General features: G+C 35.9%; 22 protein-coding genes and 1 pseudogene. 16 read left to right on the top strand and 7 right to left on the bottom strand.

From position 1 onward, the window contains the following. Positions 1 to 10: 10 nt before the first annotated feature. Positions 11 to 1258 carry a DUF1015 domain-containing protein gene (locus PQF83_RS10050; protein WP_001063063.1) on the top strand — a complete coding sequence of 416 codons (1248 nt, stop codon included), beginning with the start codon at positions 11 to 13 and terminating at the stop codon, positions 1256 to 1258. 110 nt (positions 1259 to 1368) lie between these two features. Here the strand turns inward: PQF83_RS10050 and PQF83_RS10045 are convergent, their stop codons facing one another. Then, the gene (locus PQF83_RS10045) at positions 1369 to 1779 is read right to left on the bottom strand and encodes a DUF3224 domain-containing protein (protein WP_000454098.1); all 411 of its coding nucleotides are present in this window, start codon (positions 1777 to 1779) and stop codon (positions 1369 to 1371) included. Positions 1780 to 1854: 75 nt separating this feature from the next. Further along, positions 1855 to 2886 carry a S66 family peptidase gene (locus PQF83_RS10040; RefSeq protein WP_000905864.1) on the bottom strand — a complete coding sequence of 344 codons (1032 nt, stop codon included), beginning with the start codon at positions 2884 to 2886 and terminating at the stop codon, positions 1855 to 1857. 288 nt (positions 2887 to 3174) lie between these two features. Between PQF83_RS10040 and PQF83_RS10035 the strand changes: the two genes are divergently transcribed. Further along, positions 3175 to 3801, top strand: a complete 627-nt coding sequence (locus PQF83_RS10035; protein ID WP_000525530.1) for a F0F1 ATP synthase subunit alpha — start codon at positions 3175 to 3177, stop codon at positions 3799 to 3801. A 178-nt stretch (positions 3802 to 3979) separates the two neighbouring features. Beyond that, positions 3980 to 4249 carry a 2TM domain-containing protein gene (locus PQF83_RS10030; protein WP_000438991.1) on the top strand — a complete coding sequence of 90 codons (270 nt, stop codon included), beginning with the start codon at positions 3980 to 3982 and terminating at the stop codon, positions 4247 to 4249. Positions 4250 to 4594: 345 nt separating this feature from the next. Here the strand turns inward: PQF83_RS10030 and PQF83_RS10025 are convergent, their stop codons facing one another. Continuing rightward, positions 4595 to 5467 carry a LysR family transcriptional regulator gene (locus PQF83_RS10025; RefSeq protein ID WP_001997873.1) on the bottom strand — a complete coding sequence of 291 codons (873 nt, stop codon included), beginning with the start codon at positions 5465 to 5467 and terminating at the stop codon, positions 4595 to 4597. 183 nt (positions 5468 to 5650) lie between these two features. Between PQF83_RS10025 and PQF83_RS10020 the strand changes: the two genes are divergently transcribed. From PQF83_RS10020 to PQF83_RS09985, 8 genes are all read left to right on the top strand, one after another. Further along, positions 5651 to 6379: a (Fe-S)-binding protein gene (locus PQF83_RS10020; protein ID WP_000868790.1), complete on the top strand. Its 729-nt coding sequence runs from the start codon at positions 5651 to 5653 to the stop codon at positions 6377 to 6379. Beyond that, positions 6376 to 7788: a LutB/LldF family L-lactate oxidation iron-sulfur protein gene (locus PQF83_RS10015; RefSeq protein WP_000109348.1), complete on the top strand. Its 1413-nt coding sequence runs from the start codon at positions 6376 to 6378 to the stop codon at positions 7786 to 7788. The genes PQF83_RS10020 and PQF83_RS10015 overlap by 4 nt, the downstream gene beginning before the upstream one ends. A gap of 1 nt (position 7789) precedes the next feature. Then, positions 7790 to 8482, top strand: coding sequence for a LutC/YkgG family protein (locus PQF83_RS10010; RefSeq protein WP_001090796.1), 693 nt, complete (start codon positions 7790 to 7792; stop codon positions 8480 to 8482). Between the two features lie 39 nt (positions 8483 to 8521). Further along, complete coding sequence (locus PQF83_RS10005) at positions 8522 to 9874, top strand: MFS transporter (RefSeq protein ID WP_000790822.1); 1353 nt, start codon at positions 8522 to 8524, stop codon at positions 9872 to 9874. Positions 9875 to 10368: 494 nt separating this feature from the next. Then, entirely contained in the window at positions 10369 to 11208 is an 840-nt protein-coding gene (locus PQF83_RS10000; RefSeq protein ID WP_000747496.1) for a YitT family protein, read from the top strand. A 152-nt stretch (positions 11209 to 11360) separates the two neighbouring features. Next, positions 11361 to 12038, top strand: coding sequence for a response regulator transcription factor (locus tag PQF83_RS09995; RefSeq protein WP_000781974.1), 678 nt, complete (start codon positions 11361 to 11363; stop codon positions 12036 to 12038). Position 12039: 1 nt separating this feature from the next. Next, positions 12040 to 13416, top strand: a complete 1377-nt coding sequence (locus PQF83_RS09990; protein ID WP_000839500.1) for a sensor histidine kinase — start codon at positions 12040 to 12042, stop codon at positions 13414 to 13416. A gap of 200 nt (positions 13417 to 13616) precedes the next feature. After that, the gene (locus PQF83_RS09985; RefSeq protein ID WP_000820999.1) at positions 13617 to 14087 is read left to right on the top strand and encodes a DinB family protein; all 471 of its coding nucleotides are present in this window, start codon (positions 13617 to 13619) and stop codon (positions 14085 to 14087) included. A 144-nt stretch (positions 14088 to 14231) separates the two neighbouring features. Here the strand turns inward: PQF83_RS09985 and PQF83_RS09980 are convergent, their stop codons facing one another. Then, the gene (locus PQF83_RS09980; RefSeq protein ID WP_000353353.1) at positions 14232 to 15491 is read right to left on the bottom strand and encodes an MFS transporter; all 1260 of its coding nucleotides are present in this window, start codon (positions 15489 to 15491) and stop codon (positions 14232 to 14234) included. A 220-nt stretch (positions 15492 to 15711) separates the two neighbouring features. Then, positions 15712 to 16332, bottom strand: a complete 621-nt coding sequence (locus PQF83_RS09975) for an ArsR/SmtB family transcription factor (RefSeq protein WP_000803752.1) — start codon at positions 16330 to 16332, stop codon at positions 15712 to 15714. Between the two features lie 185 nt (positions 16333 to 16517). Between PQF83_RS09975 and PQF83_RS09970 the strand changes: the two genes are divergently transcribed. Together PQF83_RS09970 and PQF83_RS09965 are read left to right on the top strand one after the other, a co-directional pair. Beyond that, positions 16518 to 17582, top strand: a complete 1065-nt coding sequence (locus PQF83_RS09970) for an ABC transporter permease (protein ID WP_000477739.1) — start codon at positions 16518 to 16520, stop codon at positions 17580 to 17582. After that, a complete protein-coding gene (locus PQF83_RS09965; protein ID WP_000202587.1) occupies positions 17582 to 18253 on the top strand; it encodes an ABC transporter ATP-binding protein in 672 nt (223 codons plus the stop codon). Before PQF83_RS09970 ends, PQF83_RS09965 begins: the two co-directional genes overlap by 1 nt. A 65-nt stretch (positions 18254 to 18318) precedes the next feature. On the opposite strand, the gene PQF83_RS09960 is transcribed toward PQF83_RS09965, so the two are convergent. Continuing rightward, a complete protein-coding gene (locus PQF83_RS09960; RefSeq protein WP_000851041.1) occupies positions 18319 to 19437 on the bottom strand; it encodes an LPXTG cell wall anchor domain-containing protein in 1119 nt (372 codons plus the stop codon). Positions 19438 to 19587: 150 nt separating this feature from the next. Continuing rightward, positions 19588 to 20181, bottom strand: a complete 594-nt coding sequence (locus PQF83_RS09955) for an AAA family ATPase (RefSeq protein ID WP_001997807.1) — start codon at positions 20179 to 20181, stop codon at positions 19588 to 19590. A 201-nt stretch (positions 20182 to 20382) separates the two neighbouring features. On the opposite strand from PQF83_RS09955, the gene PQF83_RS09950 reads away from it, so the two are divergent. From PQF83_RS09950 to PQF83_RS09940, 3 genes and pseudogenes are all read left to right on the top strand, one after another. Next, the gene (locus PQF83_RS09950; protein WP_033671923.1) at positions 20383 to 21303 is read left to right on the top strand and encodes a class I SAM-dependent methyltransferase; all 921 of its coding nucleotides are present in this window, start codon (positions 20383 to 20385) and stop codon (positions 21301 to 21303) included. Positions 21304 to 21513: 210 nt separating this feature from the next. Then, positions 21514 to 23054 (top strand): annotated as a pseudogene (locus PQF83_RS09945) (serine hydrolase domain-containing protein). A gap of 196 nt (positions 23055 to 23250) precedes the next feature. After that, on the top strand, positions 23251 to 24483 hold the full coding sequence (locus PQF83_RS09940; protein WP_000754280.1) for a DUF4073 domain-containing protein: 1233 nt from the start codon (positions 23251 to 23253) through the stop codon (positions 24481 to 24483). Positions 24484 to 24573: the final 90 nt, after the last annotated feature.

Below are 24573 nucleotides of genomic sequence, written 5' to 3'. Positions count from 1 at the left end.
AGAGAGGAATGTGGCAAAAATCCGACCGTTTCGGGCCATTCGTCCAGTAGAAGAAAAAGCAGCACAAGTTGCAGCTTTACCATATGACGTATTAAATAGTGAAGAAGCAAGAGAGGTTGTAAAAGGGAATCCGTATTCTTTCTTACACGTTGATAAAGCAGAAATTGATTTAGACCCAGCGCTTTCACCGTACGATGATCGCGTATATGAAAAAGCGGGTGAAAATTTAAATCGATTGATACGAGAAGAAGTGTTCATTCAAGACGAAGAGCCAGCACTATATATTTATGAACTGACGATGCAAGGAAGAACGCAGTCCGGTCTTGTCGTTTGTACATCTATTGATGAGTATGAAGACGATACAATTAAAAAACATGAAAGAACGCGCCATGAAAAAGAACTTGATCGTATTCGCCACGTAGATGTGTGTGACGCAAATACAGGTCCTATCTTTTTAACATATCGTACAAAAGAAGAAGTGAAACGTTTCATCGCAAACTGGAAAGCAGAACATACGCCAATCTATACATTTACAGCGGAAGACGGCGTTAGGCATATTGCTTGGAAAATAGATGATGAAGAAGTAATTGCAAGTTTAGTAAACTTATTTGAAGATATTCCTAATCTTTATATTGCAGATGGACATCACCGCTCGGCATCAGCTGCAAAAGTAGGGCTCATGCGAAGAGAGCAATATCCGAATTACACAGGAGAAGAAGAGTTTAATTTCTTTTTATCCGTGCTATTCCCTCACGATGAATTATCAATTTGGGACTATAACCGAGTTGTGAAAGATTTAAATGGCTTTTCAGAGGAACAGTTTTTAAATCAAATTACGCAGTACTTTTATGTAGAAGAAGCATCTGTATCTCCGTATAAACCAAATGAACCAAAAACATTTGGCATGTATGTGAACGAGAAGTGGTATAAGCTCACAGTGAAAGAGGAAACGTTTGATGCGAATGATCTTGTGAAAGGTTTAGATGTATCTATTCTGCAAGATCACTTATTAAGCCAAGTACTTGAAATACATGATCCGCGATCTGATTCACGTATCGACTTTGTCGGAGGAATCCGCGGATTAGAAGAACTAGAACGCCTTGTAAATAGCGGTGAATATAAAGCGGCGTTCTCGCTATATCCGACATCAATGGAATCTTTATTAGCAATCGCAGACGCTGGAGAAGTTATGCCACCAAAATCAACGTGGTTTGAACCGAAACTGCGCAGTGGGTTGTTTGTACATTCTTTAAAATAAATATAGACTTCATTAGTTTGAAAAACCGAAATGATTTTAGTTTCGGTTTTTCTTATTTTAAAAGAGTTAAGGACATTCCTAGTATTACAAGAAATGTCCTTTCCACTAAATTATAGGATATTTTGCTGAAATTCAAACTCTAAAATTAGTTTACTAGTTTGACCTGCAAACTGATAATGATAGGATCCTCTCAGGTTTTCTAAGTTACCGGTAGCTTTAATAATTGTTCCTGGAGAATCTAAATTTCCTTTATCAAATATTCCTTGCTCTATAGCTGTAAATGTCCCTTGTTGCCCTTTATAAATCCCTTCAAAGTGTAAAAAACCAGAAATTTTAGCAGTAGCCAAGTGACCATCATTTATATTTGAGTCTAAATAATATAATAAGTATTCAACAAAAGCTTTTCCTTTTAATTCCCCATCAATATCATATTCAACATGGGCAATATTAATAGGGAAATCTTTTTTTGTATCATCAATTGGTTTTTCATCCCATTTACTTACTGTAAATGTTACTTCCATACACGTAATCTCCCTCCAATTATATACTTTTAAAAAGTATCCGTTCACATTCATATCTCATAGGAGTGATTTTATTCATTCCACGCCACTTTCTAAAATAGAGAACGATCCATTTCCACAATCAATTTCTGCCATTGCGCCGTAAGGTAAAATAAACTTCGGTTCAGTATGGCCAAAATTTAAATTATAAAGAATCGGCAAATCTTCTAAGTTATATTCTCTCATAACTTTCAGTATTTCATCTTTATATTCTTCATAGTATTGTTCATCTTTCGGTTTACCGAAAATGATACCTTTTGCTTTTTGCAGAATGCCTTGCGCTGCATAATTTCGTAACCAATACTTTATATAACTTGGTTCTGGATGATCTTCAGAAGTTTCAAAGAAGAGAATACTATCCTCCCAATGTTTTTTCTCAGGCCAAAGTTCCGTTCCTTTTGCAAATTCCAGTACTTCTATACATCCGCCAATTAAACGCCCTTGTACAGTAGTAGAACCTTGAAGTACCTCATATCCATTGTTTTGCTGCATCGTCCGTCTTGTATCCTTATTTATCTCTATCCATTCTAAACGTTCACTCGTCCATTCAGGAGCTGGTTGAATTTCGCCAATCACTTCATTGGAAAAGAGAGTTCGATTTACCATTTCAACCGTATATGGATCCATCTCTACATTTTCAGCAAAGTCGGTCAAAATTGCCGGACCGTATAAAGAGGAAAGACCTGCTTTATGACAAAATAAATGTGAAATAGTAACGTCAGAGTATCCCATAAAAATTTTCGGATTTTCACGTATTACATTAAAATCTATATGAGGAAGTAAGCGAATGCTATCTTGACCGCCAATATTCGCAATAATTGCTTTCACGCGCGTATCTTTAAATGCTGTCATTAAATCTTCCGCACGAGCCTGTGGGTTGTTATAAATGAATTCGCTACCTTTTAAACTATTTGGCATTGGGATAATGGTAAGACCGAAAACTTCTTCTAACCTCTTTACCCCTTGCTCATATCGCCATCTTATTTCAGGATCACCTGCTCCTCCCCATGAAGGACTTACTGTTGCCACAACATCTCCTGCCTGTAATCTCTTTGGTTTTATTAACATGTTAACTCCGCTCCTACATAATGTAATGGACTACGATTATCAAACTGTAGTATTGAAAAATATGATGCATGACATTAGTTTCTTCATTATCAATTCGTTTACCTGCTGGTGTACAAGAATTTAGCAGTAGTATTGAATATAGGGAAAAACGCTTTATATTTAAAAAGTACAGTATGCATCATTGCATGAGAAAGAGGGTTGCTATTTTTTATGAATTGTAACTATAATAGTTACAGGTTGGTCGTATCCAATCAAATATAAAATCATCATGAATGGAGATGTTTCATAATGGGTATGAAAAAATTAATTTTAGCAGGTGCTTTAGGAATCGCAGCATTATCAGGAACAAATTTACCAGGACTAGAAGTAACAACAGCGAGTGCAGCTTCTATTGAATCGAATTTCTCGACGTTAGAAGGACGAGTAGTAGAAGTAGATAACGGTGTAATTGTCGTAAAATCTAAGCAATACGAAGAACCTGTTAGTGTATACATGGATACTTTCTCAAATGTGAAAGTAGGAGATGAGGTTAAAGCTACTGGATCTATGATGCGTAATTTTACAGAATATATGGTTGCAACTGCAATTGAAAATACAACAAACAAGTTAGGCATGCACATGAAAGAAGATGGCTCACCTGATTATGTAATTGGTGAAGTATCAAAAGTAGGAACAGACGGTGCTACTAAATATGTCGTAGTGGGGTATCCATCGTTAAACGGGAAGAAAGATATTATTGATGTTTTCTTAACAAAGGGACAAGTATTTAATGTGGGTGAGAAAGTGAAAATTGATATGAATTATGTGGGCTGGGGTGGAAGTTCTATTAATTGGAACACAGTTGATCATATCGAAAAAGTGCATGAAGTAAAAAACAACGTTGAAAATAATGACGATGTTTGGATTTGGTCTTAATTAGATTTCTGTAAATAATAAATGGATTATTCAGTACCTAGCAAATGGTCATACACATGACCATTTGCTAGGTACTTTTTTGTTTTGTATTTTTTGAGAATAAGGTATTCCTGACTAGAATATGATGTTTAAATCGGAGTAAATTTAAAAAATACAATAATGAAAGAGGTGTTTATATATGGAGCGAGATGAGAATTATTTACGAGCTAAAAAAAGAGTGGAGAATTTAAAAGCGTTTTATATTCATTTAGCATTATATATACTAGTTAACTTAATGCTTTTTTTTATAAATATAAGCTCTGATTCAAGTAAATTATGGTTTTTATATCCACTTGCAGGCTGGGGGATTGGTATCGTTATACATGGTTTGACAACTTTTCCATTTGGGATATTCGGAAAAGAGTGGGAAGAACGAAAGATTAAAGAATATATGGAGAAAGATAAGTAAATCCAGTTTAATCATTCGATTTTCAAAATAATACTGAGGATGGGGTATTGTTCTACGTCTATTTAGAAAAATGGGATACAAAGCAGTAAGGTGTGACCCTCGTGGTAAAGACCTTACGGAGGATTTCTATTTATATAAATCTCTTTAAAAAAACAAAGATGCGAAGTCTCTTCTATGACTTCGCGTCTTTGTTTTTTTGTTTAGAAGGATTAATAAGCTATTCTCGTATTCACATAAGCGACTCCTATAACATGTTCAATGATAATAATAGAAGAAATAATTTGATAAACGAGGTAATAGTGGTGAAAAATCGAAGAAATACATCGCTACACCTCTAAAATTAATTTATGTACATTCTATAAATCGTTGCGCTCTTTTAGAAAGCTTCCGATCTTTCAGCCATATAATTGATGATTCAGACTCATAAGGGAAATCTATTAAATCTACTATTTTTATAAATTCTTGTGGGATATGAGATACAGCACTTTTCGGCAAGATAGAGGCACCGATGCCAGTCATGATAAGCATAAGAATAAATGCTGAGTCAGGACATTCACATGCTATATTTAATGTTATACCAAGGTGCTTGCATTCATCGATGACGAGCTGATGATAGCTATTTTCTTTATCTTTATGTAAAAGTAAAAGGGGAATATGGCTTAATTCGGTTAGAGGGATTGGGAGGTGAGAATGATATAGTTCCCATTTAGCAGGCATGACTAATACGAAAGGTTCTTTTGATAAACATATACTAGAAAAAACATCTTTATTAAAAGGTGTACGCAAAATAGCGAGTTCGATATGCCGATTTTCTAATTGCTCTATTAAGTATGAAGGGCCACCTTCCCATATTTTTAAGTTCACATTTGGATAGTTATCTTGAAAATAGCGTATTTTTTCAGAGAGAAAAGGAATGCAAGAATGAAATGCTCCAATAGATAGCTTGCCCCTTAGCCCTTCACCAGTATCTTTAATCTCCGTAATAGTTTCTTCTAATTGATGAATAATGTTTTTTGCTTTCGTATATAAAATTTTTCCTTCTTCAGTCAAATGCATATTTCGGCCGTTTCTTTCAAAGAGGTTTACTGATAATTCTTGTTCTAGTAGCGATAGTTGTCTACTTAGAGGTGGCTGTGCCATATGAAGTCGTTGGGCAGCACGGGTAAGCTGTTTTTCTTCAGCGATTACAATAAAGTAACGAAGTTTTCTTATATCCATGTCAAAGTCCCTTTCTATACCATTTTTGTATGGGAAAACAACCTTATAGATAGTTTTCATATAATCTCCCACATGATATCATAAACAAAAAGTTTTAAAAATAGAAAATTCTAAAAATTTAAAATAATATTCAAAAAAGTAATAACTTGAAAATAGATCATATCGTTTTGAGGGGGGATTTTGATGAAAGTCTCGTTATTTATTACTTGTTTATCAGATGTGTTTTTTCCTCAAGTAGGTAAGAGTGTCGTAGAAATTATGAATCAATGCGGAGTGGAACTAGATTTCCCTGAAGGACAGACTTGTTGCGGACAACCAGCTTACAATAGTGGATATCAAGAAGATGCAAAACTAGCAGCAAAGCAAATGATTAAAGCATTTGAACATAGTGAATATATTGTGACGCCTTCAGGTTCTTGCGCTAGCATGGTTCATCATTATTATAAAGAGATGTTTAAAGGTGATAGTGAATGGTATGAAAAAGCGGTTCATTTAGCGGATAGAACGTATGAGTTGACGGACTTTTTAGTGAATGTACTTGGGAAAAATGATTGGAAATCTAAGTTGGTTGAGAAAGCTGTTTTCCATCAATCTTGTCATATGAGTCGGGCGCTCGGGATTAAAGAGGAACCACTGAAGTTATTATCGCAAGTAGAAGGTCTAGACATAAAAGAATTACCATATTGCCAAGATTGCTGCGGGTTTGGTGGTACTTTTGCAGTGAAAATGAGCTCGATTTCTGAAACGATGGTTGATGAAAAAATAAAACATATCGAGGCGACAGAAGCAAATCTCTTAATTGGAGCAGATATGGGATGTCTTATGAATATTGGGGGAAGATTGCGTAGGAAAAATAAAAATATTCAAGTGTTACATGTAGCAGAAGTACTGGCGAAGGGGCTGAATAAATGAGTGTGGCGGGGGAACTAGATTTTTTGAAAAGAGTAGATAAAGCGTTGCAAGATCCACAGATGAGAAGCGCGGTTCCGTTTACACAAGATCGGCTTCGGATGGGACGGGAACAAGCTACACAGGAATTAGGGAATATGGAAGAATGGCGCGAGGCAGCATCTGAAATTCGGATGCACACAATCGGAAATTTAGATAGTTATTTGGAACAATTAGCTACTAATGTTCGGAAAAATGGGGGGCATGTGCATTTCGCTTTCAAAGCAGAAGATGCTGTATCATATGTTTCTGAAATCGTAAGAAAAAAAGGAGCGAGATCAGTAATTAAGTCAAAGTCCATGGTTTCAGAAGAAATACATCTTAATAAAAACTTAGAAGAGATGGGGGTAAAAGTAGTAGAGTCTGATCTTGGGGAGTATATTATTCAATTAGCTGGAGAAACGCCATCCCATTTAATCGCCCCGGCCATTCATAAGACGAAGGAACAAGTAGCAGAGCTTTTTTCTAAGGAAGCAGGAAGAAAGATCCCAGTTGATACGAATCAATTACTACAATTTGCTAGGGAGCAATTGCGTAAAGAGTTTTTAGAAGCTGATATTGGTATTTCCGGTTGTAACTTTGCGGTAGCGGAATCTGGATCAGTTGTTCTTATAAGTAATGAAGGAAATGCTCGCCTTACTACGACATTGCCAAAGGTTCATATTGCGATTATGGGGATGGAACGCCTTGTTCCGACATGGAAAGATCTTGATGTAGTCGTTTCGATGTTAACAAGAAGTGCTACAGGCCAAAAGATTACATCTTATGTAACTGGAATTAATGGGGCGCGTTTACATGAAGATATGGATGGACCTGAAGAATTTCATTTAATTATTTTAGATAATGGCCGTTCTGATTTTTTAGGAACTGCTTATGAAGAAGTATTAAAGTGTATAAGGTGCGGAGCATGTGTAAATGTTTGTCCTGTGTATCGCAATATTGGAGGACATGCTTATGGAAGTGTTTATAGCGGGCCAATTGGAGCAGTACTTGCGCCTTTATTAGAAGGATATGAAGAGTTAAAAGAATTACCTTTTGCATCAAGTTTGTGCGGAGCATGTACAGATGTTTGCCCTGTGAAAATTCCATTACATGACCTTCTCATTGAACATCGTAAAGATGTCGTGGAACAAGGGTTTATAACGAAATTTGAGCAACTTGCCTTTAAAGGTTTCACGTTTATGGTGAGTCATCCATTCGTTTATGAGAAAGCAATTAAAATGGCACATACAGGGTTATCGATATTTGCAAAAGATGGTTATATTGCGAATGGTCCAGGTCCATTAAAAGGATGGACAGAAAGTAGAGATTTTCCAAAACCTGCGAAACAATCATTCCGTGATTGGTGGAAAAAAGAAACGAGGGATTCATAATATGAATACGGATGTACAAGAGTCTTTTTTAAACAATATCGCACGTAAATTAAATCGAGAACGTCGCTCGGGAGTTACTCCTCCCAGGTGGAAAAACAATCCACTTAGCCACTTTTCTAATGAGATAGATCACAAAAGTTTAATAGAGCAGTTTATTGCAAACTTGCATACGTTACATACAGAAGTAAGTCATATACACCGTTCAGAAATAGGGAGTGCACTTCAGTATGTTGTACATAAATTTAATGTTCAATCTGCGGTGTATTGGGATGATGATAGATTACATCAACTTGAAATAGGAAAGCATTTAACAGGAAATTTCGTTTCTCATCGAATTTGGCAAAGGAAAGAAGGGGAAAGAGAACTACGGGATTATGCAGCTCAGGTTGATATGGGAATTACATATGCTGAAATGGGACTTGCTGAGACGGGAACGGTTGTTTTATGGAATGGTGGTGGACGGGGGCGTTTAGTTAGCGTTTTGCCAGCAGTTTATGTAGCAATTCTCTCAGAACATACAATTTATAGACGCTTAACAGAAGGAGTAACTAGAATTCATGAACAGGTTTCGAATGGTTTACCTGCCTGTATTAATTTTATCACTGGGCCTAGCCGGACAGGTGATATTGAGATGGAATTAGCTTTTGGAGTTCATGGCCCCGGTAAGGTCCATGTCATTCTATTAAAGGATTAGAAAGAAAAACAAAAGAATGCGGGGGGAGTGGGAATTTTGATGAAGAATAAATTTCGTTATTATGTCTTTACAATGCTCACGTTTATTACGATGGTAAATTATATTGATCGAGGAGCCATCGCTTATGCGCAGTCTTTCATTATAAAGGAATATGGCTTTGACCCGAAGGAGTGGGGAGCTATATTAGGGTATTTTGGTTACGGTTACATGATCGGTTCTTTATTAGGAGGTATTTTTTCAGATAAAAAAGGGCCGAAATTTGTATGGATCGTAGCAGCAACGGCTTGGTCTATTTTTGAAATTGCGACCGCTTTTGCTGGAGAAATAGGGATTGCTGTTTTTGGAGGGTCTGCTTTAATAGGATTTGCTATTTTCCGCGTTTTATTTGGATTAACAGAAGGGCCATCTTTTGCGGTTTCGAATAAGACAGCAGCAAATTGGGCAGCTCCAAAAGAAAGAGCTTTTCTAACATCCCTTGGTTTTGTTGGCGTTCCGTTAGGGGCAGTATTAACAGCACCTGTAGCTGTTCTATTGCTATCTTTCACTAGTTGGAAAGTCATGTTTTTTATCCTCGGTACAATAGGGATTGTATGGGCGATTATTTGGTACTTTACTTTTACGAATATGCCTGAGGATCATCCGCGAGTGACAAAAGAAGAACTAGCTGAAATACGAAGTACGGAAGGTGTGCTTCAATCAGTAAAAGTAGAGAAAGAAATTCCAAAAGAGCCATGGTACTCCTTTTTTAAAGTTCCGACATTCGTTATGGTTACGATAGCATATTTTTGCTTCCAATATATCAATTTTTTAATATTAACTTGGACACCAAAATACTTGCAAGATGTATTCCATTTTCAATTATCTTCCCTTTGGTATCTTGGGATGATTCCTTGGCTCGGAGCTTGCATCACATTGCCGCTAGGGGCGAAGCTATCTGATCGTATTTTACGTAAAACAGGAAACCTTCGTTTAGCTCGAACCGGGTTACCGATTATTGCTTTATTACTGACAGCAATTTGTTTTAGCTTCATTCCAGCGATGAATAATTACGTAGCTGTATTAGCGCTTATGTCGCTTGGAAATGCGTTTGCTTTTTTACCGAGTTCATTATTTTGGGCAATTATTGTCGATACTGCTCCTGCTTACTCAGGAACATATAGTGGAATTATGCATTTCATCGCTAATATCGCGACAATCTTAGCCCCGACTTTAACTGGATACTTAGTTGTAAGTTATGGCTATCCTTCTATGTTTATCGTAGCTGCCATTTCGGCCGCTATTGCAATGGGGGCAATGTTGTTTGTGAAACCAGGGCAGCAGACGAAGACGGAAAGCTTATTTAACTGGAGAGGTAAGAAGCGGTTAGAGGAACCTCGTGCTAATTTTGAATGAGCCAAGTAACAAGTAAGATGTAAAAAGTGAGTTGAATGAATTAGAAATGAAACCGAATGGTAGTATATGAAAAAACTCCTGAATTCGCATACTAAGTATGCAAATTTAATGGAGTTTTTTTCATTACCCGGAAGAAAAAGAATGAAGGATCAATAACATGTGAAAGTATAAAATTGTATATAAATCTCTACAATCAAATGCTTAATGCGAAGCCTATTCTATAGCTTCGCCTATTTGTTTTGTACTCGAAGTTCATGCGAGTACGTGTTCCTATTCGGTTTTTAGCATGAATAACATGTGAAATCAAAACTTTACTTGTAGTACATAATAAATACAGTTGTTACCCTTTTAAAATTACATGTGGATATAGAATAAAGTTGATTTATCATCCTATATGAAAATAAAAATAAACCACTGTTCGATTTGAATATTCCACGATATAATGGTGAGAGTTTATGACAGAATAAATATTTACATAAGAAGTGAGGTACTGTATGAAAAAAAGAACGACAGACATTATTTTTATTATTATCGGTGCATTTCTTTTTGCGTTAGGTGTCAATTTGTTTGTTATCCCGAACGAGTTTGGTGAGGGCGGGGTAACAGGTATTACGATTATTACGTACTATTTATTTGAATGGTCACCAGGTTTAGTCAATTTAATTTTAAATGCGATTTTGTTAATAGTCGGTTATAAATTTTTGAATAAAATCACAACGATTTATACGATTATCGCTGTAGTTACGAACTCGCTATTTCTTCATTTAACAGAAGGATGGACGATTGCTTCGGATGAAATGCTCGTAAATGCCATTTTCGGTGGAATATTTATCGGGTGCGGGATTGGTCTCATCATTCGCGTTGGTGGAACGACAGCAGGTACTACCATCTTAGCACGAATGACGCATAAATATTTAGGATGGAGCATTAGCTATGGTCTACTGTTCTTCGATTTAATCGTTGCGTTTTCATCTTATTTCATCATTGGTGCAGAAAAACTGATGCTGACAATTATTATGTTATATGTAGGAACGAAAGTAATGGAATTTGTAATTGAAGGTTTAAATCCGAAAAAGGCCATTACGATTATTTCGGATAAACCAGATGAAATTGCAGGGAAGGTAACAACCTTAATGGGCAGAGGAGTTACCGTGTATTCAGGTCATGGCTATTACACGAAAACGCCGAAGGACATTCTTTACGTTGTTATTAATAAGCAAGAAGTAGTGAAGCTAAAGAGGATTGTTCAAACTACAGATCCAGCTGCGTTCATTGCTATACATGATGTTCGTGACGTATTCGGAGAAGGATTTGTTGATATTTCGAAAGCTTAGAAATTATTTTTGATTAAAATAATCTTAATACTAAAACGTGAGAATCTATTTTGAATAATCTTTTTTCAAAATAGATTCTTTTTCTTTTTCTTGCAAAAAATCCAATTGTTTCTTAATGTATTGATGTAGAAGGATGAATAAGAGAGGGTTTAATGAAGATGATACATATTTTATTAGCTGATGATGATAAGCATATTAGAGAGTTGTTACATTATCATTTACAAAAAGAGGGGTTTACAGTTTTTGAAGCAGAAGATGGAAAGGTAGCGCAAGAAGTATTAGAGAAGGAAAATATTCATCTTGCGATCGTAGACATTATGATGCCGTTCGTTGATGGCTATACGTTATGTGAAGAAATTCGGAAGTATCATGATATTCCTGTTATTTTATTAACAGCAAAGGATCAGTTAGTCGATAAAGAAAAAGGATTTATTTCTGGTACAGACGATTATATCGTAAAACCATTTGAACCAGCTGAAGTCATTTTCCGTATGAAAGCTTTATTACGCCGTTATCAAATGCTAAGTGCGGACATAATTACACTTCACGGGACGACAATTGATCGTAAAGGTGTTGAAGTAAAGTGTAACGGGCAGACGATTTTGCTTCCATTAAAGGAATTTGAATTATTATCACAATTAGCTAGTTATCCTGGGAGAACATTTTCAAGAGAAGAATTAATTGAGCTAGTATGGGGAATGGATTTTGAAGGGGATGAACGAACAGTTGATGTTCATGTGAAAAGGCTCCGAGATCGTTTCTCAAAACGAACGGATGATTTTCAAATTACGACAGTACGCGGACTCGGGTATAAGTTGGAGCTGAAATAAAATGAAATCATTATACTCTAGATTTGTTTTTATGACGGTCGGTATTATGCTACTCAGTAGTATTATCGGCTTTTTATTAACGAACGTATATTATCAAGTGAAGTTAAAACCGTATAATAGTGAAAAGATTTTAAAGTATGCGGAAGAAGTTAAATCGTTATATGAAAAGCAAAGCGAAGAAAATCAAGAGGCGTACTTACAATCTATTGCGAAGCTAGGGTATGAAATTTATATTGTCGATGATCAAAAGAATGGAAAGCGTATCGGCAATGCGTTTCGTAAGACGTCTATTAGTGATGATACCGTTCATAAAGTATTGCAAGGGGAAACGTTTAATGGTGTTTCTACATATCCGACTCGTCTATTTATTACTGGTTTTTTCGATAATGAATTAATAAATAGTGTCGGTGTACCGGTAAAGCACGGTGATAAACAGTACGCATTATTTATTCGTCCTGACATTCAAAACCAATTTGGCGAGATGCGAATTTTCTTAGCGGTATTACTTGGGTTTATCGTACTATTAAGTATTATCTTTATAGCGATTGCAGCAGGTTACATCGTTCGTCCCATTCGTAAATTTACGAATGCTACGCAAAAAATTGCGAGTGGGGAATATGAAATTGAATTAGATGTAAAACGAAAAGATGAAATAGGAACGTTATCTACAAGCTTCCAAAAGATGACGAAAAGTATTAAAGAACTCGATGAAATGAGACAAGAATTCGTTTCGAACGTTTCACATGAATTCCAGTCACCGCTTTCTTCCATACAAGGATTTTCGAAGACATTACAAACAGAAAAGATGAGCGTGGAAGAAAGAAACCATTACTTACAAATTATTGAGGGCGAAAGTAAGCGAATGTCTAGTTTATGTAAACAGTTACTTACGCTAGCGTCATTAGATAAAGAAGAGAAAGTTTTACAAATAAAAGAATTCAATTTGCAGAAGCAAATTAAAGACGTCATTTTTATGCTCGAATGGAAATGGCGTGAGAAAGATATCGCCGTTGAATTTGATGTGCCAGATATCACTATAAAAGGTGATGAAAACTTACTTCATCAAGTATGGAGTAATATCTTTACGAATAGCATTAAATTTTCAAACGACGGTGGGACCATTGAGTTTTTTGTCGAAGAGTTAGAGTCTAGCGTTATAATCTCGATATCCGATAACGGAATCGGCATGGAAAAAGAAGAAATGGATCGTATTTTTGATCGTTTTTATAAGGTGGATACAGCAAGGGCAAGAAACGTAGAAGGTAGCGGTTTAGGATTATCGATTGTGCAGAAGATTGTTGAACTGCATAACGGAACTGTTTCAGTTTATAGCACGAAAGGGGAAGGGACGACTGTTCGGGTGGAGCTTCCAAAATAGAGGGAAGAGGCTGTTTGGGAACGGCCTCTTCTTTTTTGTTGCTAGTGTACATGTAAAATGAAAAAATGTGAGTCATTTTAATTACATAATCGGACGAGTTTGTGGAGTGAGACTAGGAGGGAATTTATTTGAAAATGTAGAATCTCTACAGAGTTATAGAGAGTGTATTAAAACTTGAACTGTGTAGGGAGGAAATTACTTTGAAACGAATTGACTTGTTATTAAACACATTAGATTCAACATTCGATAAAGAGAGTTGGTATGCACCGTTTAAACATGCTATAGAAGGACTTACAGCCGAACAGGCTATGTGGAAACCACCTAGTGAGGAAACGAATACCATTTGGGAGAACGTTAATCATCTTATTTACTATAAAGAGAGGCTTGCTGCAAATTTGGAAGGCCGGGAATGGACAAATAATCTTGACGGTAATGACACCTTTTATCTTACTAAGCAATCTAATGATGATATGGAATGGAAGAAAGTCGTTGAACGTTCTGAAGATGCTCAACATAATTTAAGACAAGTATTAAGTGCAATTTCCGAAAGAGAGCTTGAGCAAAATTCACTAGAAGGAAAATTACTGGACATCTTGCTTCATGATGCTTATCATACAGGACAAATTATTCAATTAAGGAAAATGCAAGGGTCTTGGCCATCAAAGAGTTAACTGAACGTTTTAGTTGGTGTTATTGTTGAATAAAATTTAGATATTCAAATGACTTTATTTTTAGTGAAGTATTTTACATCCAAAATGAAATAATTATATTTTTAACCCCGTCCTCAATTTAGAACGGGGTTATATTTGTTCCTGCTATAAAGCCGCACCTTTCCCGCGCTCTTCCTTAAACCGAACACCAAAAGTATCCGCTGTAATTTCATCAGCTTTCGGCAATGCTCGTAATTTCGGATGGAGTAGCCATACGAGAGAAATAAATAAAATCCCGATGCTAGCGAATGCAAAAATGAGTTGGCTACTAAATACATTTGCAGCATATCCGCCAATTAAAGAACCGAACGGCATAGCAATTGTGCCCATACTTCGCATAACTGAGTTGATGCGGCCAATATATTGGTTTGGAATTACAATTTGGCTAATTGTCGCAAATAATATGTTGGTTGCACCAATTGGAATCCAAGATAGGCCGAATAAGAAAATAGATAGCCATTGAAACGGTACGATTGTAGAGAGAAACCAAAAGGTAGCGCCAGCCGCAAAACTAATAATGGAGACGCGGCCAACGTTACGTTTGCCTACCCATGAACTGAATAATGCGCCGATGAGACTACCTGCTGATATAGCAGCTAAGAAGAATCCGTATGATTTCACGCCTCCTAAAGAATCAGCGAAAGAAGGGAGTATGGCCATCGTCATACCGATAGAAAAATTGGCAACAACTGAACCGATTAAGAATACGCTCATTAAGGAACGAAAGACGATTGAAAAACCTTCTTTTAAATCAGAGAAATATTGTTTAGTTGAAAGTGATGTGTTTGCTGCAGTTTGCTGTGGCATTTTCAATGAAAAGAACAAAAGGGCAGTAATCGCGAATGTGAAAGAGTCAATTACATATAAAGAGATTGCGCCAAGTAGTGCTACTAATATTCCAGAAAGAGTCGTACAAATTAAATCGATGCCTTGATACGCAAATGAGAAGAGTGAGTTTCCTTTTAATAATTGTGTTTTATGCAGTAGAAGTGGTAAAGCTTTTGACTGTGCAGGATAGGCGAATTGTTCGATAAAGGCTACGATGGGCATGATGATGAGTAGTAGTTGGACTGTTAATAGGTCGAAGTAGTGTGTAATAGGAATGATTAATATAAGAATGCATTGCAAAACTTGTGTGATGACGAGGGTGTTTTTAATTGGCCATCTATCAACGAATGGGCCGGTAAGAAATTGTAATGCAGAAGGTAGTAACGTAAGGAAACCAGCCAATCCAGAATAAAAAGGATTACCACTTAGCTTATATACGAGCCACATTGCTGCTACGTAATATAAGCTATCTCCTATGTTGGTGAAAATTCTCCCTAAAAATAATAAGAGGAAATTCCGGTTTTTTAATATGTCCACTTTATCTACTCCTTTATAATAAATTTATTCGGTAAAATAAATTTGACCGTTTATCCCGCATTAACGGGCAGTAAGACCTCCATCTCAAAATTCAGCGAAAGCAAAGAAATTAGGTGGGGGTCGGGCTGCCCGTAAAAGCCCGATTGGTTCAACTAATAATCAGTGGGGGATGAACAAAACCCCACTGATTAAAGTTTCACTTTATGTAAAAAAAATCGTATTACGATTTTTCTTCTTTAATAAATTGCTGCATTGTTCTCTCTGCGATTTGAAGTGCAGTAGTAGAAATATAATAAGGTTTACTATTCGGATCTTTATCTGCACCTTTTGTGATTTCGTTTAATTCAGACATTAATTCATAAAACTTTTTTACCCACACTTGAAATTGTTCTGGCGTAGCATCAAACTCCCAGCAAGATGAAACGTAATTCCAATCAGCAGGATCTTCGCTTTCTTTTCGTAATGTAAAAGCTTCTTCGGGTGCAGCGAGAATATGGCTTTTCGTTCTTTCAGCCATTTGTAAAAAGATTTGGCGACCAGATTCGCTTACTATTTCTAAATGAGGTAATAGTTCTGCAGCAGGGGTAAAGCCTCTAGCGACAGATTGATAAAACTTTTGAACGATGCCATTCTTTTCTTCTGTATATACAATTTCTATAAAACCGTTCTTTTCTAATTCTTTTAAATGATAATGAATTTTCGCCCTTGGAATGCCCAATTTCTCAGATAGTAGTTGCCCTGTATAAGGACGTTCGCATAGTCGCATCATCATTTCGACACGTAATGGATCGCTCATTGCTTTTAGTTGGCTATAAGTAGTTAGTGTGAACATGGGCTTCAAAATGATCAACTCCTTAAATGAAATTACTCGGTCAAGATTATTTGACTGAATTGTATCAAGGATTTCGATTGTTTTCAATACTTTCTGAAAATTTAATCTTAATCTCTGTAATCTTCTGTTCATATTCCGTTCATATTTCTTTTTTATGATAAGTGCATAGAAAGAAAGAGGAAGGAGCGAGCGAAATGTTTTTAGCTCTGCGTGAATTAAAACAATCAAAATTAAGATACGGATTAATCGGATTGATTATGGTGTTATTATCATTTTTAGTCCTTGTGATTTCAGGATTAGCAAATGGATTATCATATGATAATGCTTCATCGATTCAAAATATGGAGGCAAACAAGTTCGTTTTAGCAGATGATGCGGAAAATAAATTACTTCGTTCACAAATTAAGAAAGACGATGTAGATAACGTAGTAAATCAAATAGGCGAGAAAGAGGCCGTTCCGTTTCGCGTGAAAGTTTCAACGTATGAAAAGAAAGATAGTTCGAAAAAAGTGGATATCGCTATTTTCTCAAGTGAACGCGATACATTTTTAGAACCGAACATTGTAAAAGGTGAGAAATTAGGTACAGCAAACAACGAAATGGTTGCTGACGAATCCATTAAAGAAAAAGGAATCGATATTGGGGATACAATTATCGATCCTGTCTCAAAGAAAGAATTTACAATCGTTGGATTTACGAAAGATCAAATGTTTAGCCATACACCAGTCGTTTATGTAAATGAAGACGTATGGGGGTCTATTTCACAACCAAACCAAAAAGATTATAGTGCAATTGCACTGAATACAGATAAAGAGATTAAAAATGCACACGTAATTGACAAAAAAGAAGTGCTACAAAGTATTCCAGGATTTAAAGAAGAGCAAGGAACATTAACGATGATCATTGCGTTCTTACTTGTTATCGCAGCGTTATTAATTGGTGTATTCTTCTACGTCATTACATTGCAAAAAACACAGCAATTAGGTGTATTAAAAGCAATCGGTACGAAGAATTCGTATTTAGCAAATAGTTTAGTCGTGCAGGCGTTATTCTTATCAGTCGTTGCGATGGTAATTAGTATTGTTCTTGTACAAGGGTTAGAACAAATTTTACCAGCAGGTATGCCGTTCTTATTAACAACACCGATGATTGCACAATATGCAGCAATCTTTATCGTCATTAGTATTTTAGGAACACTTATTTCGTTATACCAAGTATTAAAAGTTGATGCATTAGAAGCAATTGGAGGCGGGATGTAATGACTTCATTATTAAAACTAGACAAAGTAAGTAAAGTGTATGGGGAAGGGAATACGGAAGTAACAGCCCTTCATCCGATATCGCTTGATGTAAAAGCTGGAGAATTTATCGGAATCGTCGGTCCTTCTGGATCAGGGAAAAGTACGTTATTATCAATCGCGGGTGCACTATTATCACCGTCAAAAGGGGATATTTACATTCGTGAGCAAAATATTACGAAGTTATCAGAAAAGGAAATGACAGACATTCGTTTGAAAAAAATCGGCTTCATTTTCCAGTTTGCAAATCTTGTTCCATATTTAAATGTGAAGGAACAGTTACTTTACATTGCAAAGCTGAAAAAAGAAAGTAAACAAGAATCAGAAAAGCGTGCGGATCATTTATTAGCAGCATTTGGATTAGGAGAAAGAAAGAATCATTATCCAAATCAACTATCTGGCGGGGAAAAACAAAGGGTAGCAATTGCTCGTGCGTTCATGAATAACCCAGATTTAATATTAGCGGATGAGCCAACGGCAAGCTTAGACTCAAAACGCGCACGTGAAGTTGTTGAAATGATGAAACGTGAAGTGAAGGAGAGCCAAAAAGCAGCAATTATGATTACACATGATGAAAGAATGCTTGATGTATGTGATCGTATATTGACGCTTAGAGATGGACAATTAATATAAAGAAAAAGGGCCAACCGTACATGCGGTTGGCCTTTGTATAATTATTTCTAATAAGTATAATGGCTTTATTTTGAGAATAACGTTTTAATTTTATTGCGCGCAATTAATAAAACGCCGCCTAATACAGATAACATACCTAAAGCCATATTATTTGATTGCTCACTACCAGCATTAGGAAGTTCTCTAGCATTATTGTTTGCATTTGTAGTACCAGTCTTTGTTTCTGTTTGTTTCGATTGAGATACTTCGTTGATCTTGTTATCTACATTTTGCTTAGTTGTGTGTAACTCAGCTAATTTGTCATCAATTTTTTTCTCAGTATGTTTAAAGTCGTTGATTTTAATATCTAAGTCTTGTTTTTTCTTTGATAAATCGTCTGAAACAGTTTGTTTCGATTGCTTAATCTCGTTAATTTTATTGATTAAATCTTGTCTAGCTTCTTGTAATGCGGCTAGTTTGTTTTTCACATCTTGTTTAGCTAGTTCTAAGTTAGCGGAAAGGCTATCTAAATTACCTTTAATTTTCTTAAGTTCCTCTAACGTGTTACCAGTATTCGGTTTGTTTTCTTTTAGCTCAGCAAGTTTGTCCTCAGCAGTTTGTTTCGCTTTCTTTAACTCAGCTAACTTTTCATCGACTTGTTTTTTAACTTCCTTAAGTTCATTAACCTTTTGATCGATGTTCTCTTTATGCTGCTTAATTTCATTCACTTTTTCATCGACAGTTTGTTTATGTTCTTTAATCTCATTAACCTTATTATCGATATTTTGCTTATGTTCTTTCACTTCAGCAACTTTATCTTCTACTTGTTTTTTATGCTCTTTTATTTCAGCGATTTTATCTTCGGCGATTTGTTTATCTTGCTGAAGTTTTGCATCGAACTCTTCTTTACGTTGCTTAATTTCGTTAATTTTTTCATCGGCAACTTGTTTACGCTCGTGTAGTTCATTCACCTTCGTATCAACATTTTCCTTAACTTTGTTAAGTTCATTCAATGTTTGATCCACGTTTTCTTTGTGTTGCTGCAATTTCGCATCTAACTCTTGTTTATGTTGCTTAATTTCAGCTAATCGATCTCCCGTACTTTGCTGAGGAGTAGCATCATTTACTTCCGCATGAGCAGAGTTTGCGCCAGCCATCATCGCTAAAGCTAGTGTAGACGCAGCAATTGTTTGTTTTGTTTTCATATTTTTGTACCTCTTTTCTTTCATATGCATGAACTGTTTTGTGTAAAAATGAGCATATAGAAGTAGATTATCTTATCATTATATACTATGTTAGGCGCTTAGAGGAAGGATTTGCATAATAATCTATCATTATGTAATTTTTAAATTCTTTTATTTTGGGGTAGGGGACAAATCTTTAGCAAGATGAACAATTTCTTCAATAGTAAAGCTTACATCTTTACTATTGCGAATAACAAACAAATAATCAGCCTCGTTTTCTACAGGATCTATCACATCATTGTGAAGTGATTCAGCCTGTTGTCGATCTAGCACTTCTTTAAAACTAGAATAACCACCTCTAAAAATATTCGTACTTCGCGTGCTTCGAGCCACTCTTTCGTAAAGTACATCATCTGGAATGTCAAAATGAACGAGTATGCGTACATATTCATTTGGCGGAAATAATTCATTTAGTAAATATAGTCGTCCGTTTTTACTGCGATTGGAATTACAAATAATAAGGTGTAAACTCGTATGTTCTTTCGCATAATCAACAATGAATTTCGAAAGACCGTGCTTAAATGTATTAGGGCCTTCAGCCGGCTGTAATTTTTCGTAATGCGTGTTAATAAATTCAGCTTGGTTATCTTGATCCATAACGAAAGAGTGGGGTAACTCTTTTTCTAAAGCTTTTGCAAATGTAGTTTTTCCGCTGTGTGTTTTTCCTACTGTAATAATGACGAATCGTTTCATATTGGCCTCCATGTGTATTGTTATAGTCTGGAATATTCTGTGTGAATCGACAATTTTCCTGCTAGAGAATATACAAAGTGTCGGAGTGATAGTAGGCTGGAAACTTGACAAAAAAACTTATTTATGCTATAATTTACCAATATAAAAATAAAGTGTATAATAGGGTTCTCCTGGCCAGGGGAACCCTATTTTGTTGTGAAAATGAAGGAGTGTATGTGCGTGAAAAAAGGTGAAGCAAGTATAACGTCGTTAGTATCAGCTTTCGGAAGGGCATATCATAGTGAATTTGATAATCCGAAAATCTTTGATGATTATGTAGCTAAAGAGTTCATTTCTCAAAAAGAACGTAACGACATTGAAATGAACATGGTTCAAGGAATACATTTTTTCAATACAGACATTGCAAAGCAGTTTCAAGATAATCCGAAAGAAATATTAAAATGGATTACACAAGTTCAATTATCACCAACACCTTTAGCGCGTGCGGCATATTGTGAAAGAGTATTACTACACGAGATTACGCTGGGAGCGAAACAATACGTGATACTCGGTGCGGGATTGGATACATTCAGTTTTAGACACCGAGAACTAGAAAATAAAATAGAAGTATTTGAAGTGGATCATCCTTCTACGCAGCAGTTTAAGAAGGAAAGAATAAAAGAAGCAGAACTTGAAGTTCCAAATAACCTTCATTTTGTTTCAATGGATTTTACGAAAGGATTTTCCTATGAACAGTTACAGAATGAAGGATTTGAAAATAAAAAGACTTTCTTTAGCCTATTAGGTGTTACGTATTATTTAACGAAAGAGGAACTTTCTAGTTTAATAGAATGTCTATTCGAGATGGTTCCAGAAGGGAGTTCTATCGTTTTTGATTATCCCGATGAAAACTTATTTACGGAAAAAGGGTTGTCTAACCGAGTTGAAAATATGGTAAAAATGGCAGCGGTAGGCGGAGAACCGATGAAATCATGTTTTTCTTATACCGAAATGGAAGCACTGTTAGAGAAGGCGGGCTTACTCATTTATGAGCATTTATCACCAGAAGACATAAATAAATTATATTTTGAAGGACGAAATGATTATTTAGAAGCTTTTGAGACGGTGCATTATGTGCATGCGGTGAAGAAGTAAGGAATTAGTAGACATGGGGAGGAATCTCTGTGTCTTTTTTGTATTAAATTTCTTGCCCTCGAATAAAGAACAGTAAAACCCCTAAGCATGTAGATCTTTGATTTTTATTACAATTTTGTAAGGTTAAGTAATAAAAATCGATAGAACGGGATATTGGAATGGGATACTCTGATCGATGGGTAGAATATTCTGAAAAAAGGGGTAGGACAAATGAAGAATAGACAAAAAGCATCGATAATATGCAAAAGCATTTTATGTTTAATCATTTGCATATTGATTACGAATGAAGCATGGTTTACAAATGTGGTGAGGGCAGAATCGGGCACGTTGACTGATAGGAGTATAGAGGATTTCAAAAAAAAGCTAGATGAACAGGTACCAAAATGGCAGGGGAATTATAATGTACCAGGGGTTGCAATAGGAATTGTACATGAGGGGCGTATTGCTTATACACTTAACTATGGTTATGTAGATAAAAAGACAAAAAAAGCGGTGAGTGATGATACTTTGTTTCAGGCTGGTTCCATATCTAAAAGTCTTACAGCGTGGGGAATCTTGCATCTTGTAGATGAAGGTCGTATATCACTAGATGATCCCGTTGGAAAATATCTGACCAAATGGAAATTACCTAATTCAGAGTTTAATAATAATGAAGTCAAGATCAGAAGATTATTAAGTCATACAGCAGGGCTGTCTGCACATAAAGGATACCTTGGGGTTGCACCAGGGAAACATCTTGATTCTATCCAGGAGTCTCTGTCTGGAAAAGGATGGCTTAATGAACCAGTGGAGGTTACCAATAAACCAGGTTCAGAAACAATTTACTCTGGTGGCGGATATACAATTTTACAACTTGTAATTGAAGAGGTTACCGGAATACCATTTAATCGCTATATGGAAGAACAAATTATGAAACCTTTAGGAATGAAATCTAGCTCATTCTTACAACGTCCTGAAAATCTTAATCTTTCGAAAGTCTATGGATATTTTGGAGAGGAGGTCCCTAGTTACCAATTTACCGAACAGGCTGCTGCAGGTCTCAAGACAAATGTTACGGATATGATGACATTGATACTTGCAAGCATGGATGCAAATAATAAAGGGAATGGTGTCATCAAAAGTGAACGTGTTGAGGAAATGCAAAAGCCAGTATTAGGGGAGAATGGTTTAGGTATATTTGAAAAAAAACTATCTAATCAATGGAAATTACTTTATCATTCTGGTGACAATCGAGGCTGGCATTCTTTTTATGGTTTCATTCCTAATACAAAGGATGGATTGGTAATCCTTACAAATAGTGAAGGTGGTATAGACTTACGTCAGGATATTTACCACGCATGGATTGAATATGAAACGGGAAAATTACCTGAAAGTTACTTCGCTCTAGCTGAGCAGAGAAAAAATAACTCCATTACATCAATTGTTATTGGAGTCGCACTTGGTATGTACTTGCTACTGTTTGTGATTAGATTGTACAAAGGTAGAAGAACGTTCATTTTTAAGCAAGAGAAGAAATCTTACATCGAATTAGTAGTTAGGACATTTTTACTTATTATTACTGCTGTTCTCGTTTTTTGTGCTGCCGATTTGTGGAGAGTTTTCAGCTTGAATTCCGGTAATACAATAAATTTTATTCTAATAATGGTATGGATTATAACGCTATTAATTAGTGGATTTTTCCCGAAAATTAAAAGTAATAAAAACAACGTATGAAACGAAAAGATTTAACATCAAAATTTACATGTATGTAATGTTAAAGGCTAGAAAGCTAGATTGGCGTGAATCGCTAATTGTGGAGTGCAAAAAACGACAAAATCTCTTAAAAAACACTTAACTTTTTACTCCATCTATCTTTACAATCCCTCTTTATAATGTGAATTGGACAAGCACCTAAGAGAAAGCAAAACATGTCAGTTTGTACATTCTATTATTAGGGGGAGAATTTGTATGAAAAAGACAGTTGCTTCGTTAGCAGTTATGGCGGCATTATTACCGACATTTTCAGCACATGCGGAAGGGAAAGAGCAAGTTCGAAAATCAGCTACAACTTTTAATGTTATTAGTGACATTCAAGGTGATTTAGGAGATTTTGATCACGTATTAAAAGATATGAATAAAGTAACGCCACTTTCTAGAGCGCTTATTATGAATGGGGATATAACGCCAACTGGACAACAGTCACAATATGATGATGTGAAGCGTGTGTTAAACAAAAATAAGCATCCGGAAAATGTATGGTCAACTGTTGGGAATCATGAGTTTTATGCTGGTAAATGGACAGCTGATGGGAAGTTATCTCAAAGTACATGGCCAAATGGTGTAACTGAGGAAACTTTATTTAACCGTTATCTGAAATTTAGTGGACAAGAAAATGTATATCATAAAAAAGAATTAGATGGTTATCCGCTTCTATTTTTAGGAACGGAAAAATATATGAAATACCACGATTCAAAAATGTGGGATGAAGTATATATGAGTGATGAACAATTAGGTTGGTTAAAACAAAATTTAGAAGAGTACAGTCAAAAAGATAAAAACAAGCCGATTTTCATTTTTTCTCATCACGTTTTACCCGATACGGTGTCTGGATCAAGACAATCACCGTACTTACAAGATTATTTAAATGTCGATAAGTTGTATGATATATTAAAAGACTATCCACAAGTTGTTTTCTTTACGAGTCACACGCACTGGGATTTAAACTTGCCAGACTGGGCTGGTAAAAAGAAAATTGCAGGCGGAGATAGAAAAGGATTTACTGTTGTAAATACAGGTGGTATTGAAACAGGCTGGATGTCGGCTGGACCAAATGGAGGAGAGAAGACTGCTCCTGATGGTTATTCATTTAAACAAGGGTTGCAAGTGAAAGCATATGGTAGCGATGTAATGGTGACAGCTTACGATTACAAACGTGATAAGGAAATAAAGAAATTATTAATTAGTGATTCGAAAATTGCACAAATGGCACCAAATGTAACGGCTGATGATAGTAAAAATATAATCGTCGGTGCAACGGAGTATATGGAGTACTCTGTAGAAGGAACGAACGAGTGGCTGACGTATAATCCAGGGAATCCTCCGAAATTTGAGGGGAACAAGGTTGTATACGTACGCCATAAAGGCGAAATGAATTTAGAACCAGGATTAACACAGCTACTTCGTTTTTCGGCAAATAAGTGATTGGAAGAGGGCCTGCTTTTTAAAGAGTGGGCCTTTTTGTATTGTCGATTTTTGTCGGTAAGTCGATATCTCATGTCGAATCGTCGATAT

The organism is Bacillus sp. FF-1 (genome assembly GCF_028548245.1).
GTDB lineage: Bacteria > Bacillota > Bacilli > Bacillales > Bacillaceae_G > Bacillus_A > Bacillus_A paranthracis.
This window is presented reverse-complemented; position numbering and strand designations above follow the sequence as displayed.